The following is a 13,981-nucleotide window of genomic DNA, read 5'->3' on the forward strand; positions in this document are numbered from 1 at the left end:
CAATGAAAGTCGCGCCGATGAACCCGTCCGAACCCACTTTCACGCTTGGCCGCAACGCGCTGGGCCGGCTGACGCTGACGACCGCGCAGGGCGTGGTGCACGAGGCCGTCACGCCCGTGCGCGCGTTCCCGATCACCGCGCCGGACGACGGCCTGTCGCTGGTCAGCGCCGAGGGCCGCGAGCTGGCCTGGGTGCCACGGCTCTTGGCCTTGCCGGAGGCGCCGCGCCGGATGCTGGAAGACGAGCTTCGCGGCCGAGAGTTCGTGCCGGAGATCCGCCGCATCGTCTCGGTCTCCACGTTTTCGACGCCCAGCACCTGGGTGGTGGAGACCGACCGCGGCACCACCGAGCTGGTGTTGAAGGTCGAGGAAGACATCCGCCGCCTGGCCGAGCGTGGCCGGCTGCTGATCACCAGCGGCCACGGCATCGTCTTCCTGGTGTCGGACCTGACACTGCTGGACCGGCATTCGAAGAAGCTGCTCGAACGCTTCCTGTGATCGCCGGCCGCCCATGAAAAACGGCGCCTGAGCGCCGTTTCACCTTGATCAGGCCGCGTTGCCGCCGCCTTCACTGCCGGGCGGCTTGCCGCCGGCCGGGCCACGCGGGCCTTGCGGCCTGTCGTCATGGCGGCGCGGGCCGCTGTTGCGCGGGCCACGTGCGCCGGCGCCATCGCGACGCGGGCCACCGCCCTCGCGGCGCGGCGGCGGGCCGTCGCCACGTGGACCATCCGCGCGCGGACCGTCTGCACGTGGGCCATCACCGCGGCCCGGGCCGCGGCCATCGCCACGCGGGCCGGGGCCACCAGGACCGCGCGGACCGCCGCCACCGGGCCGGCGGTCGTCGCGGAACTGGCCGTCGCGCGGTGGGCGGCGGTCGAACTCGCGCTGCGGCGGGGCTTCGGTCAGCTCCTGCCGAGCCTGGGCCAGCGTGGCATGCAGTTGCTCGGGCGTCAGGCCCTTGAGTGCGCAGAAGTTCGGCTCGGTCAGCGTGGTGTGCTCGAAGTCGCGCAGCAGGTTGAAGCGGTCGCGGCGCTGCTGGTCTTCGGCCTCGCGGCGCTGCTGCGTGACGCCGCGGCGGCGCGTCAGTTCATCTACCGCCGCCTGGCGGTGCTCGTCGCTCAACTCGTCGGCCGGCTGGCCGTCAAGGTCGAAGCGGGTCTTGGCCCGGCTCAGCGCGATCAGGTAGCTGGTGCTGCCGGTGTGGCGGCGCAGGAAGGCCGACAGCGACTGGCGCGTGAACACGCCGGGCGCGCGGGCCTGGATGTCGGCCTGGATGCGCAGCTTCAGTGGCTTGGGCGCGCCAGCAAACAGCGCCGGGAAGCGCGACTTCAGCGCCTGGGCGCATTCGGCTGGCGACATGGCCACCGGCGCCGGCTTGGCGCCAGCGGCGGCCGGTGCAGCGTCTTCGGCCGGGGCTTCTTCGCCTTTGGTGGCGTCAGCGTCCACGGCCTCGGTTGCTGCGGCTGCGGGGGTTTCTGCCGCCTCGTCGCCACTGGCTTGCAGGGCCTCGGGTTCAACGGTGGCAGCGGCCTCAGGCGAGTCGCCCGCCTCCGGGCTGGTGGATTCGATGCCGGGCGCGGCGGCGGCCTCTGGCGTCTCGGCCGAAGGGTCCAGGGGCGCCGGGTTCGGCAGCGAAGGGGTCGATGACATGAAGATTCAGAAAGCGCGGGAAAGGCGCGATTGTGCCCATGCTGAGCGGCTTTGCGCGCACAGCCCTTTCAAGCGCTTTGTTACGTGGGGTCGAAGCTTCTCTCATGCGCCCGATTCAGCGGCTGGCGGCGACCTGCGACACCGCCCGCAGATGCTCCAGCTTGGCTGCGTACAGCGCACGGTTGCCAGGTGTGCTGCCATTTTTCGCGGCCAGCGCGAGGTGGCTGCGCGCATTGGGCAAATCACCCAGTTCGAGGTAGACCTGGGCCAGCCAGGCCTGGGCGTCCTGGAAGGTTGGGTCACGTTCGAGTTCGCGGGTCAGTTCATCGCGGGCTTGCAGCCAATCATGTCGCTGCGCCGCGGCCAGGCCGAGGCGGAAGTGGTGGAAGGGCTGCTGCGGCATCAGTTTGGCAATCCGCTGGTCCAGCGGGGTGGCTTCGCTGTCTCGGCCCTCGCTTCGCATCAGGCCGGCCAAATTGGCCAGCGAGCGCAGGTCGGTTGGTTCGAGTGCGAGCGCTTGCCGATAGGCCTGCTCGGCCATAGCGGGAAGTTGGCGGCGTTGGTAGATCACGCCCAGTGTGTTGACGGCAGCGGCGGCGGGTTTTTCATGCGACACCGCGGCTCTGGCCCACCAGTAAGCGGTGTCGAGGTCGCCCTGGGCCATGGACTCGACGGCGCGGTTGTTCTCGAACATCGCGACGACGTCGTCCTCGCTGATGAGCCGTGCGCGCCTGCCGCGCACGGCTTCGGAGGGCATGAAGTCCACGACGAGGGCTTGGCTGTCGCGGCCAAATGCCATCCAGTTGCGCTGCCCGAGTATGACGTTGACATGGCCACTGGCAACCACCATGTCGCCGCTCAGTCCCCAGGTGTCCTCGTCCAGCACCTGTCGGAAGCTGACCTGCAAGCCCAGTCGGTGGCCCAGCGCTGCGGTCAGGATCACCAGCGAAAGACAGTTGCCGGAGCGCGCCTTGAATGCTTCGGCTGCGGTGCGGGTTTGCGTCGCGTCGTAGTCGAGTTTCAGGTACTTGGTGCTTTGCAACGCTTCGTACAGGCCGCGTTGGTTGCCCTCGCTGTGAAGAAACGGTGACAGTTCGCCGCGCAGGAAATGCAGCATCTCGGTGTTCACGGCGAACAGGTCTCTGGTGTCGATGGTTTCCCGCGGCGCGGCGAACAAGCCATCGGCCAGTAGGGCCTCCATGGCCGGTGTCGCTGCGCCCATGCGGGCAACCGCTGCAGGCTGTGAAAGGGACCGCGCAGGATCTTGCGCACAGCCGGCCAGCATGGCGGTCAACGCCAGTGCAGCCGTGCATGCGGCGACGAAACGGGCTTGACCTTGCGTGTGCATGAAACCTCCTGCTGCGCATGGAAGCTGCAGGCCAATGGCCGGCGGCGATGCTTCATCGTAGAGCGGAACCGCTGGCGTGGGAATGGCGCCTTGCCGCATGGGCAGACGTTTTGGTGTGATGCGCAGCGGCGACTTCTGGCATGCCCTTTTTGTAACTCGGCGGCCCCAATGGGAATGGTTACGCCTGCTGCGCCGGGTGGCTGGCCCGAATCATGCTGAAGCAGCGGGCATGAACGGGGATATGACAAGACAAAACCGGCCGACCGACACGGCGGCCGTGCTGGGTGCGATTCAACAGGCAGGCGAAGCGGTACTGGGCTTGACCCACGGGCTGGCCGAGGTCGAATTGCTGGCTTCGGGTACCAAGCGGGGCGAGGTGGCGCGGCAACTGGGGCTGTTGGCCACGGCCTTGCGCCATTTGCCGCGGGATGCAATGCGCAGCATGCCGGAGATCGACTGGGCAGGCTGGCGCGGCATGGCCAGCTCGCTGGATCAGCTCGGCGGCCTGGCCCGCGACGAGGCCTTGTGGTTTGGTGCGCACTCGCTGGTGCCTGCCACGCTGAGCACCTTGCAGCAATACCGGGCCACCCGGCCGGAGCTGTTCAACTACTGGAACTGAGGCTGGCCTGCCGCGAGGGTGCGCCGGTTTGGTGAATGCCGCACGGCCGCAGCGACCGGCTCAGCCGGCCGGCAGGCTGCGCAAGCGACCCAGGTCGTCAGGCGTGTTGACGTTGAAGAAGGCGTCGCTGTCTTCAAAACCGACGAAGGCGCAAGCGTGCTGGCGTGCCCAGTGTTCGACCTGGCGCCGGCCTTGCGCCAGATAGGCCTGCAACGAAGCACGCAGATGGCAGCGCAGGAGGCAGAACACCGGTTCGGGGCGCAGTGCCTCAGCGTTATCGGGGGATCGCGTGGCGGCCATCGCGATCTCGCAGTCTTGCGTGATCGCGGCATTCGCCAGTCGGGCGACCAGGTCCAGCGGGAAATTTGGCGTGTCGCAGGGCACCGTGACCAGCCATGGCGTGGTCGCAGCCGACAGGCCGGCCAGGAAGCCGGCCAGCGGGCCGGGGAAGTCGCCCTCGGCGTCGGCCAGCACGGGCATGCCCAGCGCCGCGTAGTCAGCCAGATGGCGGTTGGCGCTGATCAGGCAGGTGCCGACCTGGGGTGCCAGGCGCTGCAAGGCCCACTCGGCCATCGGCCGGCCGTGCCAGGTCTGCAAGCCCTTGTCGACCCCCCCCAGCCGCTGGCCGCGACCGCCGGCCAGCAGCAGGCCGGTGACCTGCTCGCGCGGGATGCTGGCGGTCATGTTCAGGACCCTTTTGCCCAGAGGGTCAGGTGCTCTTCGAGATGCTGATGCTGGGGAACTTTGACGAGAAGTCCTTGGCGCGCTGCGCGACCTGCACCGCGACCTGACGGGCGATGGCGCGGTAGAGGCCGGCTTCTTCGCTGTCGGGCTGACTCACCACGGTGGGTGCACCAGCATCGGCCTGTTCGCGGATGGCCAGGCTGAGCGGCAATGCGCCCAGATAGTGCACGCCGTGGGTCTCGGCCATGCGCTTGCCGCCGTCGGCACCGAAGATGTGGGCCGTGTGGCCGCAGTTCGGGCAGCAGTAGACGGCCATGTTCTCGACCAGGCCGAGGATGGGCACGCTGACCTTCTCGAACATCTTCAGGCCCTTGCGCGCGTCGATCAGCGCCACGTCCTGCGGCGTGGTGACGATGACGGCACCGGTCAGCGGCACGCGCTGCGAGAGGGTCAGCTGGATGTCGCCGGTGCCGGGCGGGAGGTCGACGATCAGGTAGTCGAGCTCGCCCCAATTGGTCTGGCGCAGCAACTGTTCCAGCGCCTGCGTGGCCATCGGGCCGCGCCAGATCATTGCGTCGCCCGGGTCGACCAGGAAGCCGATGGAGTTGACCTTGATGCCGTGGCCCTGCATCGGCTCCATGCTCTTGCCGTCCAGGGTTTCCGGACGGCCGGAAATGCCCAGCATCGTGGGTTGGCTGGGGCCGTAGATGTCGGCGTCCAGCAGGCCGACCGATGCACCTTCCGCCGCCAGCGCCAGCGCCAGGTTCACTGCAGTGGTGCTCTTGCCGACGCCGCCCTTGCCCGAAGCGACCGCGACGATGTTCTTCACACCCGGCAACAAGGCCACGCCCCGCTGCACCTGGTGCGCCACGATGTGGCTGTTGACCTGCACGTCGACCTGGGTAACTTCGGGCAATGTCCGAGCAGCCGCTGCCAGGGCTGACTGCAGCAGTGCGACCTGGCTGCGCGCCGGGTAGCCGAGCTCGACCTCGAAGCTGACCTTGCCGCCATCGAGGCGCAGGGCTTTCAGCTGGCGGGTGGAGACAAAGTCCTTGCCGGTGTTGGGGTCGACGACGGTTTGCAGTGCCGCGAGAACGGCTTGTTCGGTGAGGGCCATGGGCGTGGAGAGCAGGGGAGGGCGGGGCCGGCGCGGAAGGCGCCAGCAGGCAGCCGGGCGCGCAGTGTCGGTCAGCGGCGGCGCTGCGCGTGGATGGAGAATGCGCTGCAGTCTACCGGCTGCGCCCTTGGTGCATGGGCGCAGCCCACAGGAGCCCTGGTTCGCAGTGGTCCATCTGGAGACGCTTTGCGAACTTTTCACCGGGGCTCGGCAAACCGGAGCCGTTGAATGATGAACGCAAACCATGGTTTTCTTCGCCGCAGGCTGTGCGGGTTCTCGCTGGCATGGGTGCTGGCTGGTTGTGCCGGTGCGGCCAGGGCTGCCACCGCGCCGCCAACCCCGGCGGCCACTGCACCCACGCCGCCGGTGCAGGTCCGCTTGGTGACCGAGCAGGGCACCATCGTGGTGGCTGTTGACCTGGCACACGCTCCTGTGTCCGCTGGCGATTTCCTGCGCTACGTGGACCGTGGGCTGTACGCGGGCGCCAGCTTCTACCGCACGGTGCGGCGAGACAACGATCACGGCACGCCGCAGATCGAAGTCATTCAGGGTGGCGTGGCGGGCGACGACACGCCAGCGCCGCCGGTGGCTCACGAGACCACGCAGGCCAGCGGGCTGCGGCACCATGACGGCACGCTGTCGCTGGCGCGTGGTGCGGTGGGCACCGGCTCGGCCGCGGCGTTTTTCATCTGCATCGGTGAGCAGCCGGGGCTGGATTTCGGCGGCCAGCGCAACCCGGATCGCCAGGGCTTTGCCGCCTTTGGGCAGGTGCTGGAAGGCATGGACGTGGTGCGCCGCATCCACGGCGCGGCGACCGATCCGGCCCAGGGCGAGGACTATGTGCGTGGGCAGTTGCTGGTCAAGCCGGTGCGCATCCTGCGGGCCGAGCGGGTCGAGCCTGCGCCGCAGGCCGTACCGCCCGGCGTGGCGCTGCGCTGAAGCTGCTCAGCGCAGGAACAGCTGATAGACCGGGTTGTCGGTCTCGTCCACGCAGGGGTAGGCCAGGCCGGCAATGAAGTTCTTGAAGGCCTGCTTGTTGCCCTTGGGCACCTGCATGCCAACGAGGATTCGACCGTAGTCTGCGCCTTGGTTGCGGTAGTGGAACAGGCTGATGTTCCAGTCCGGATGCATGGCCGATAGGAAGCGCATCAGTGCGCCCGGGCGCTCGGGGAACTGGAAGCGGTAAAGCCGCTCGTCGCGCGCCAGCTCGCTGCGGCCACCCACCATGTGGCGCACATGCTCCTTGGCCAGCTCGTCGTCGGTCAGGTTGACGGTGGCGAAGCCGTGGCGGGTGAAGCTGCGGGCGATTTTGTCGGCCTCGTCGCGCTTGCTGATGGACACGCCGACGAAGACGTGGGCGATCTTGGCGTCCGAGATGCGGTAGTTGAACTCGGTGACGCTGCGCGAGCCAATCAGTTCGCAGAAGCGCTTGAAGCTGCCGCGCTCCTCGGGGATCGTCACCGCGAACAAGGCTTCGCGTTGTTCGCCAAGCTCGGCCCGCTCGGCGACAAAGCGCAGGCGATCGAAGTTCATGTTCGCGCCGCAGGTCACGGCCACCAGCGTCTGGCCCTTGAGCTTGTGCTCGGCGGCGTACTGCTTCAGGCCGGCCACGCCCATCGCGCCGGAAGGCTCGACGATGCTGCGGGTGTCCTGGAACACGTCTTTCATCGCGGCGCAGACGGCGTCGGTGTCGACGACCACGAAGTCGTCGACCAGCTCTCGCACCAGGCGGAAAGTCTCTTCACCGACCAGCTTGACGGCGGTGCCGTCGGCGAACAGGCCGACATCGGGCAGCGTCACGCGCTTGCCCGCCTTGACCGAGCGCAGCATCGCGTCGGAGTCGACCGTCTGCACGCCAATGACCTTGATCTCGGGCCGCACTGCCTTGATGTAGGCCGCGACACCGGAGATCAGCCCGCCGCCGCCGATGGCGCAGAAAACCGCGTGGATGGGCCCCTGGTGCTGGCGCAGGATTTCCATCGCGATCGTGCCCTGGCCGGCGATCACGTCCGGGTCGTCGAACGGATGCACGAAGGTCAGGCCCTGGGCCTTTTCAAGCTCGACCGCGTGGCCGTAGGCGTCTGAATAGCTTTCGCCATGCAGCACGACTTCACCGCCCCAGCCGGCCACGGCGTCGATCTTGACCTTGGGTGTGGTGACGGGCATCACGATGACGGCGCGGCAGCCCATGCGCTTGGCGCTCATGGCCACGCCCTGGGCATGGTTGCCTGCCGAGGCGCAGATGACGCCGCGCTGCAGCTTTTCCGGCGGCAGGTGCGCCATCTTGTTGTAGGCGCCGCGCAGCTTGAAGCTGAACACCGGCTGCAGGTCTTCACGCTTGAGCAGCACCTGGTTGCCCAGGCGCTTGCTCAGCGTGCGGGCCGGGTCCAGCGCGGTTTCGTCTGCAACGTCATAGACCTTGGCGTTCAGGATCTTGCGCAGGTAGTCGTTGGCGCTCGGCGGCGTGGCCGCTTGGATCGCCATGCTGGTGCCGGACATGGAACGACTGGATGCCGGGCGCGCCGCAGGGCGGGCCGGACGGGCGGCGCCTGCCATGGCGTCTCTCCTCGGTGCAATGCTGGTTGAAATGACTTCGCACGCATCGCCCGGAGGGTCTGCCACGCAGAAGCGCTGCATGGTAAAGCAGCGCGCTGTGACCTACGCCAGATGTCGCCAGACAGAAAAAAGCCCGGAGCTTTGCAGCTCCGGGCTGAATCCACCAATGGAGGAGGTGGAGGAGACAACCGGGGCATTGATCGATAGATCCATCAATGCGATGAATAGAGTTTAACCGCACTTGTGCTGCGCTGCAATATGTTGCAAGCGGCCCGTGGCGAACCTTCAGCGGGGCGCGCCGCGAGATAATTCACATTTGGTGGCGTCGCGAGCCTGCGGCGCTGCCGTCATACGAGGATGAAGTCGATGGAATGCACGATCCACTGGGTGCCGGAAACCGGCATGTCGATGCTGGCGGAGACTGGCAGCGGCCATTTGCTGAGCATGGACGGCGCGCCTGAAGGCGGCGGCCGCAACCTGGCGCCGCGCCCCATGGAAACGCTGCTGGCCGGTGCTGGCGGCTGCACGGCCTACGACGTGGTGCTGATCCTGAAGCGCGGGCGACACGAGGTGAGCGGCTGCACTGTGTCCCTCAAGGCCGAGCGTGCGTCGGTCGACCCGAAAGTCTTCACCAAGCTGCACATGCATTTCGTGGTGACCGGCAAGCAGCTTCCGGAGGCCGCGGTAGCGCGGGCCGTGGCGCTGTCGCACGAAAAGTATTGCTCGGCCACAGCGATGTTGGGCCGCACGGCGGAGATCAGCACCAGCATTGAAGTGCGCGAGGCTGGGGCCTGAGGCTGCGCGGCATCGTCAGATGTAGTGTGCGGTGGTCGTCATGACCTTGGCTGCCACCCGCATCAGGCCGCGAACGGGGGGCGGCAGCCGATGGGCCCCGGCGGCCTCAGCCTGTTCCGAATGCCGGACTTCGTCTGCATGCATCTGCGCCACGATGGCGCGTGACGCATGGTCCTCGGTGGGCAGGCGCGCGAGGTGGCTGGCCAGATGCCGGGCCACCTGCCGCTCAGTCTCCGCGACAAAGCCCAGGCTCCAGCGGTCTCCGGCTCGGCCGGCCAGCAGGCCCAGCGAGAAAGCGCCGGCGTACCAGAGCGGGTTCAGCCAGCTGGCGTGGCTGTTCAAGGCCTTCAGGCGTTCCGCCGTCCAGGCCAGGTGATCAATCTCCTCGTCGGCGGCTTGTTGCAGATCCCGCCGCAGCGCGGGATCACGTGTGCCCAGCGCCTGTGACTGATAAAGCGCCTGCGCACAAACTTCGCCCACATGGTTCACACGCATCAGTGCGCCGGAAAGTCGCTTCTGCGACGCGCTGAGTGCCGTCGCGCCAAGCTCGGGCTGCGCAGGGCTGGCGCGGTTGGCTCTCGCGCCGCCTGAGAGCGTGCGCAGCGCTTGATCTGCGTTGATCAACAAGGTGTCGAGCATCCTGGGTTTCTCCCCATTGCTGGCGTTATGTGAATTTCGCAAGACGCCATTGTGACGCGTTCGTTTTTTGGCCACCCGTTGTCCATAGGCAACGACCCTGGGCCGGATGTGCCTGAAAGTTTGCCTCCTTGGCGGGGCTCTGGTGCAATCACGCTCAGCTTCCGCATCAGGGTTTGCCTTTAGTGCGCTCCGGACCAGCCGCTCAATGAAGCGGCCAGGCCAACCCTCCGGATCTCTCGTACCAATCTTGGAGATAGTTGCAATGAAAAAAACTCTGCTCGCTCTGGCAGTTCTGGGTGCTTTCGCCGGCGCCGCTTCCGCTCAATCGTCGGTGACCGTGTACGGCAAGCTGGACTTGGCACTGGCCAAGACCGTGGCTTCCAAGGACAAGCAAGTTGCCGACAACAACGGCAGCCGCATCGGCTTCAAGGGTTCTGAAGACCTGGGCAATGGCATGTCGGCCATCTTCCGGATTGAAAGCCAAATTTCTGCCGACACCGGCGCTGCACAAGGCGGAACCACCTTCTGGAACCGTTGGTCCTCCGTGGGCCTGAACACCAAGTTCGGTTCCCTGCAACTGGGTCGCATGGAAAGCGGCGCCTGGGATGTGGTGAGCTCTGCTGACCCGTTCGGTGGCGACACCATTGCTCAGCTGCGTGACGTTGGCGCCACGCTGCGCACCAGCAAGTTCGACGCCACGCAGGCGTTGGTGGATGTGCGTCGTCTGGACAATTCTGTTCGCTATGACGGTGCTTTTGGTGCCTTCAAGCTGTCAGCTTCCGTTGCGGAAACTTACGGCGCTGGCACCGAGAAGCCCTATGCGGTCGGTGCTTCCTACACGATGGGTTCGCTGATGGTCGGTGGTGCGTACGAAGCCACCACGTTTGAAAACCAGAAGATGTGGACCGCTGTCGGTTCCTACGACTTCGGCATGGCCAAGCTGTCCGGCTCGTATTCCGATGGCAAGACCATTAATGACGTTGACGTCAAGGGCTTCCTCGTTGGCGTGGTTGTGCCTTACGGCGCCATCAACCTGAAGGCTGGCTACGCACAGTCCAAGGTGGACTTTGCCGCAGGTTCGCAGACCCTGAAGAAGGCTGGGCTGGGCGTGGAGTACAAGCTGTCCAAGCGCACCAAGATCTATGCTGACTACGCCCGCATCGGTGGCGATGTTGGTGGCAGTTTGGCGGCCGACAACAAGAACGGCTACGACTTCGGTCTCAGCCACTCGTTCTAAGTCTCTCCAGGCATTTGCGCAGTCACTCTGCGCGAATGCCGTGTGAGCAAAAGCCCGACAGGCCATGCCTCTCGGGCTTTTTTATTTCTGTCACATCGGCTCTTGCCAAGGCGCGACTCAAGTTGTCGAGTCGGCCTGCGTCACTCAGGGCTGGCTTGCGCTGGCTGCCGGCGCCGCGGTGGAGGCCGGAGAAGTTGCAGAGGCGCGAGACGGCTTGGTTGATGCCTGATCGGGTAGCACCAAATTGGCCCGTTGGCCGCAGCCAGCGCACAGCAGTGCCAGGGCCAGCCCTGCAGCCAGCGTTGCAGTTCGCGGCAGGCCACAGAAGGCATGCGACGAAGAGGTCTTCAAAGGTGCTCGCTTTTGCGGCGCCACTACACTGAACATCACGCAATGCGGCATAACTGAATTTTAGCGATGACCACGACAGCTCCGACCCTGACTGACGCGCAATACCACGAACTGGCTCACCTGGCGCTCGCCAGCGTCGAAGCTCAGATCGACCAGTGGCTGGACCGGGATGTGATCGACATCGACACCCACCGTACCGGCGGCCTGCTGGAGTTGTCGTTCCCCAACGGCAGCAAGATCATCCTGAACACCCAGCCGCCGCTGCACGAGATCTGGCTGGCGGCGCGAGGCGGCGGTTTCCACTACCGATGTGACGTGGCGGCTGGCCGCTGGGTCGATACGCGTGATGGCAGTGAACTGTTCCAAAGTCTTTCGCATCACGCCAGCGCGCAGGCTGGCGTGGCACTTCTGTTCACTGGCGCCTGACGGCGGCGCGGTGCCTCCTCGGGACTCTTTGACGTCAGTTCACACGGCGGCGAGCGAATCTGGTCGGGATGGGCTTCCTACCGGAACAGGTCCAGGATGCCTTTCTTCTCGTCCTCGTTTGGCGGCGTGGGCAGGTGTTCTTCTGTGTTCAGGCTGCTGACGCCCTGGCCGCCACTGAACTCGTCGTAGTACCACTCGCCCGCCACGTTGACCACACCTGGCGTGGGCTGCACTTCGGCCACCGGCACGCCTTTGAGCGCCTGGCCCATGAACTCGATCCAGACGGGCAACGACAGCCCACCGCCGGTTTCACGGTCGCCCAGCTTGCGTGGGTTGTCGTAGCCGATCCAGACGACGGCTGCCAGCGAAGGCTGGAAGCCGGCGAACCAGGCGTCCATGGAGTCATTGGTGGTGCCGGTCTTGCCATAGATGTCCGGCCGCTTCAGCGTGGCCTGCGCGCGAGCCGCCGTGCCGGAGCGTGCGACTTCCTGCAGCAGGCTGCTCATGATGAAGGCGTTGCGCGGTTCGATGACGCGCAGCGATTCATCAGGCGGTGCAAGCCGGGTTTCATGCAGCACGCGGCCGCGGGTGTCGGTCACCCGCGCGATCAAGACCGGGTTGACGCGGTAGCCGCCGTTCGCAAACACGCTGTAGCCGGTCACCATCTGCATTGGCGTGACCGAGCCCGCACCCAGTGCCATCGTCAGGTAAGGATCGTGGCGCTCCTTCTCGAAGCCAAATCGGGTGATCCATTCGCGCGCATAGGGCACGCCAATGGCCTGCAGCACGCGGATCGATACCATGTTCTTGGACTTCGCCAGTGCACGCCGCAGCGACATGGGGCCGTCGAAGGTGCCGTCGTAGTTCTTCGGCTCCCACGGTTGGCTGCCGGTGCTGCCGGCGTCGAAGAACAGCGGTGCGTCATTGACCACCGTGGCTGGCGTGAAGCCTTTTTCGAGTGCTGCCGAATAGATGAAGGGCTTGAAGCTGGAACCCGGTTGCCGCCACGCCTGTGTCACGTGATTGAACTTGTTCTTGCCGAAATCAAAGCCGCCAACAAGGGCGCGGATGGCACCGGTTTGCGGCTCCATCGATACGAATGCCCCTTCGACCTCCGGCTGCTGGGTCAGTGTCCAGTCACCCTTGACAGTCTTCAGTACCCGCACGATGGCGCCGCGTCGCACTTGCACCTTCGGGTCTGCGCGGTCTGACAGGCCGGAGGTCGCTGGCTTCAGGCCTTCTCCAGTGATCGTCAGCGCTTCGCCGGATTGCAGTGCTGCAATGACCTTCTTGGGCGACGCCTCCAGCACCACCGCGGCCTTCAATTCGTCGTTATCCGGATGGTCTGCCAGCGCTTCCGCAATGCGTGCGTCCAGCGCCTTGGGGTCTGCCGGCAGGTCCACATAGGCTTCCGGGCCGCGGTAGACCTGCCGCCGCTCGAAGTCCATCAGACCCTTGCGCAGCGCGTGGTAGGCCGCGGCCTGATCCGAGGCTTGCACCGTCAACTGCACGTTCAGCCCGCGGGTGTAGGTATCAGCGCCGTATTGGGCAAACATCAATTGCCGCGCTGCTTCCGCGAGGTATTCCGCATGCACTGGCACCTCGGTTGGCGTGCGGTATTTCAGGGTTTGTGCGAGGGCGGTCTCGCGCTGCTCGGCGGTGATGAAGCCGTTATCCAGCATGCGGTCCACGATGTAGCGCTGCCGCACTGTTGCCCGGCGCGGGTTGGCGATCGGGTTGTAGGCCGACGGCGCCTTCGGTAGCCCGGCGAGCATCGCCGCCTCGGCCACGGTCAGTTCCCGCAATGGCTTGCCAAAGTAAATTTCGCTGGCGGCCGCGAAGCCGTGCGCGCGCTGCCCCAGGTAGATCTGATTCATGTAGATCTCAAGGATGTGGTCCTTGCTCAGGGCGCTCTCGATCTTCAGCGCCAGCAGCACCTCGTAAAGCTTGCGAGTGATCGTTTTTTCGGTCGACAAGTAAAAATTACGCGCAACCTGCATCGTGATCGTCGATGCGCCCTGGCTGCCTGCGGCACCGAACTGCGCAACGCCAGCTCTCAGCACGCCCAGGTAGTCCACGCCGCTGTGTTGATAGAAGCGGGCGTCTTCGATCGCCAACACCGCGTGTTTCATCACGTCTGGAATCTCGGCAATGGGTGTGAACTGCCGCCGTTCGTCGCCATATTCGCCCAACAGGACGCCATCCGCGGAGAAGACTCGCAGCGGCAGCTTTGGGCGGTAATCCGTGATCGCGTCCAGCTCCGGAAGATTCGGATAGGCGACCGCCAACGCAATGCCGCCGCAAATCAGGCCGGCCGCTCCCAGTGCCAGGGCCACGCCAAACAGCGCCGCCAGCACTCGCAACAGTGCGGCCACCGCCCGCGAAGCGGGGGCGACGGCGGCGTTCGAACTGGAGTGCTTGCCGGGACCTTTGGATGAGGAAGAGGCGGGATCGTTGGGGTCGGCGTCGCTCATGGTTCTCCCGTTGAGCTGCCGATTATAGGAAGTGGAAGTTGCTTCAACTGCCGTTGGCTCAGGCAGCCAGCGCATGGCGCAAACAC

General features: G+C 65.9%; 13 protein-coding genes. 6 read left to right on the top strand and 7 right to left on the bottom strand.

Annotated features, from left to right (window positions below):
• Window positions 1–2: 2 nt before the first annotated feature.
• A complete protein-coding gene (locus LRH25_RS18945; RefSeq protein WP_141291067.1) occupies window positions 3–497 on the top strand; it encodes a cyanophycin metabolism-associated DUF1854 family protein in 495 nt (164 codons plus the stop codon).
• A 48-nt stretch (window positions 498–545) separates the two neighbouring features.
• On the opposite strand, the gene LRH25_RS18950 is transcribed toward LRH25_RS18945, so the two are convergent.
• Both LRH25_RS18950 and LRH25_RS18955 read right to left on the bottom strand, forming a co-directional pair.
• Window positions 546–1,649 carry a ProQ/FINO family protein gene (locus tag LRH25_RS18950; protein ID WP_231011950.1) on the bottom strand — a complete coding sequence of 368 codons (1,104 nt, stop codon included), beginning with the start codon at window positions 1,647–1,649 and terminating at the stop codon, window positions 546–548.
• A 115-nt stretch (window positions 1,650–1,764) separates the two neighbouring features.
• Window positions 1,765–2,997 (bottom strand): tetratricopeptide repeat protein, encoded by a 1,233-nt coding sequence (locus tag LRH25_RS18955; protein ID WP_141285159.1) that lies wholly within the window; start codon window positions 2,995–2,997, stop codon window positions 1,765–1,767.
• A gap of 241 nt (window positions 2,998–3,238) precedes the next feature.
• On the opposite strand from LRH25_RS18955, the gene LRH25_RS18960 reads away from it, so the two are divergent.
• Window positions 3,239–3,616 (top strand): ribonuclease HepT family protein, encoded by a 378-nt coding sequence (locus tag LRH25_RS18960; RefSeq protein WP_141285157.1) that lies wholly within the window; start codon window positions 3,239–3,241, stop codon window positions 3,614–3,616.
• A gap of 60 nt (window positions 3,617–3,676) precedes the next feature.
• On the opposite strand, the gene mobA is transcribed toward LRH25_RS18960, so the two are convergent.
• Window positions 3,677–4,300, bottom strand: a complete 624-nt coding sequence (gene mobA / locus LRH25_RS18965; protein ID WP_141285155.1) for a molybdenum cofactor guanylyltransferase MobA — start codon at window positions 4,298–4,300, stop codon at window positions 3,677–3,679.
• A 25-nt stretch (window positions 4,301–4,325) separates the two neighbouring features.
• Window positions 4,326–5,417, bottom strand: a complete 1,092-nt coding sequence (apbC, locus tag LRH25_RS18970) for an iron-sulfur cluster carrier protein ApbC (RefSeq protein ID WP_141285153.1) — start codon at window positions 5,415–5,417, stop codon at window positions 4,326–4,328.
• Between the two features lie 228 nt (window positions 5,418–5,645).
• Between apbC and LRH25_RS18975 the strand changes: the two genes are divergently transcribed.
• The gene (locus LRH25_RS18975; protein WP_211361286.1) at window positions 5,646–6,356 is read left to right on the top strand and encodes a peptidylprolyl isomerase; all 711 of its coding nucleotides are present in this window, start codon (window positions 5,646–5,648) and stop codon (window positions 6,354–6,356) included.
• A gap of 6 nt (window positions 6,357–6,362) precedes the next feature.
• Here the strand turns inward: LRH25_RS18975 and ilvA are convergent, their stop codons facing one another.
• Window positions 6,363–7,901 carry a threonine ammonia-lyase, biosynthetic gene (ilvA, locus tag LRH25_RS18980; protein WP_211361287.1) on the bottom strand — a complete coding sequence of 513 codons (1,539 nt, stop codon included), beginning with the start codon at window positions 7,899–7,901 and terminating at the stop codon, window positions 6,363–6,365.
• Window positions 7,902–8,339: 438 nt separating this feature from the next.
• Here ilvA and LRH25_RS18985 point away from each other — a divergent pair, with 438 nt between their 5' ends.
• Window positions 8,340–8,768: an OsmC family protein gene (locus tag LRH25_RS18985; protein ID WP_141285151.1), complete on the top strand. Its 429-nt coding sequence runs from the start codon at window positions 8,340–8,342 to the stop codon at window positions 8,766–8,768.
• A gap of 15 nt (window positions 8,769–8,783) precedes the next feature.
• Here LRH25_RS18985 and coq7 read toward each other — a convergent pair whose 3' ends face one another.
• Entirely contained in the window at window positions 8,784–9,407 is a 624-nt protein-coding gene (gene coq7 / locus LRH25_RS18990) for a 2-polyprenyl-3-methyl-6-methoxy-1,4-benzoquinone monooxygenase (RefSeq protein ID WP_141285149.1), read from the bottom strand.
• 262 nt (window positions 9,408–9,669) lie between these two features.
• Between coq7 and LRH25_RS18995 the strand changes: the two genes are divergently transcribed.
• Both LRH25_RS18995 and cyaY read left to right on the top strand, forming a co-directional pair.
• Window positions 9,670–10,644: a porin gene (locus LRH25_RS18995; RefSeq protein ID WP_231011951.1), complete on the top strand. Its 975-nt coding sequence runs from the start codon at window positions 9,670–9,672 to the stop codon at window positions 10,642–10,644.
• Window positions 10,645–11,061: 417 nt separating this feature from the next.
• Window positions 11,062–11,421 carry an iron donor protein CyaY gene (gene cyaY, locus LRH25_RS19000; protein ID WP_141285145.1) on the top strand — a complete coding sequence of 120 codons (360 nt, stop codon included), beginning with the start codon at window positions 11,062–11,064 and terminating at the stop codon, window positions 11,419–11,421.
• Between the two features lie 77 nt (window positions 11,422–11,498).
• Here the strand turns inward: cyaY and LRH25_RS19005 are convergent, their stop codons facing one another.
• Window positions 11,499–13,895: a penicillin-binding protein 1A gene (locus LRH25_RS19005; RefSeq protein WP_141285143.1), complete on the bottom strand. Its 2,397-nt coding sequence runs from the start codon at window positions 13,893–13,895 to the stop codon at window positions 11,499–11,501.
• Window positions 13,896–13,981: the final 86 nt, after the last annotated feature.

Origin of the sequence: Ideonella azotifigens (genome assembly GCF_021043325.1) — a bacterium.
Lineage (GTDB): Bacteria > Pseudomonadota > Gammaproteobacteria > Burkholderiales > Burkholderiaceae_C > Ideonella > Ideonella azotifigens.

Excerpts from the sequence above, each read along its gene's own strand:
- LRH25_RS18995 (WP_231011951.1), top strand. The coding sequence starts at position 9,670 with ATGAAAAAAACTCTGCTCGCTCTGGCAGTTCTGGGTGCTTTCGCCGGC.
- LRH25_RS18975 (WP_211361286.1), top strand. The coding sequence starts at position 5,646 with ATGATGAACGCAAACCATGGTTTTCTTCGCCGCAGGCTGTGCGGGTTC.
- mobA (WP_141285155.1), bottom strand. The coding sequence starts at position 4,300 with ATGACCGCCAGCATCCCGCGCGAGCAGGTCACCGGCCTGCTGCTGGCC.
- LRH25_RS18985 (WP_141285151.1), top strand. The coding sequence starts at position 8,340 with ATGGAATGCACGATCCACTGGGTGCCGGAAACCGGCATGTCGATGCTG.
- LRH25_RS18955 (WP_141285159.1), bottom strand. The coding sequence starts at position 2,997 with ATGCACACGCAAGGTCAAGCCCGTTTCGTCGCCGCATGCACGGCTGCA.
- LRH25_RS19005 (WP_141285143.1), bottom strand. The coding sequence starts at position 13,895 with ATGAGCGACGCCGACCCCAACGATCCCGCCTCTTCCTCATCCAAAGGT.
- cyaY (WP_141285145.1), top strand. The coding sequence starts at position 11,062 with ATGACCACGACAGCTCCGACCCTGACTGACGCGCAATACCACGAACTG.
- LRH25_RS18960 (WP_141285157.1), top strand. The coding sequence starts at position 3,239 with ATGACAAGACAAAACCGGCCGACCGACACGGCGGCCGTGCTGGGTGCG.
- apbC (WP_141285153.1), bottom strand. The coding sequence starts at position 5,417 with ATGGCCCTCACCGAACAAGCCGTTCTCGCGGCACTGCAAACCGTCGTC.
- ilvA (WP_211361287.1), bottom strand. The coding sequence starts at position 7,901 with ATGGCGATCCAAGCGGCCACGCCGCCGAGCGCCAACGACTACCTGCGC.
- coq7 (WP_141285149.1), bottom strand. The coding sequence starts at position 9,407 with ATGCTCGACACCTTGTTGATCAACGCAGATCAAGCGCTGCGCACGCTC.
- LRH25_RS18950 (WP_231011950.1), bottom strand. The coding sequence starts at position 1,649 with ATGTCATCGACCCCTTCGCTGCCGAACCCGGCGCCCCTGGACCCTTCG.
- LRH25_RS18945 (WP_141291067.1), top strand. The coding sequence starts at position 3 with ATGAAAGTCGCGCCGATGAACCCGTCCGAACCCACTTTCACGCTTGGC.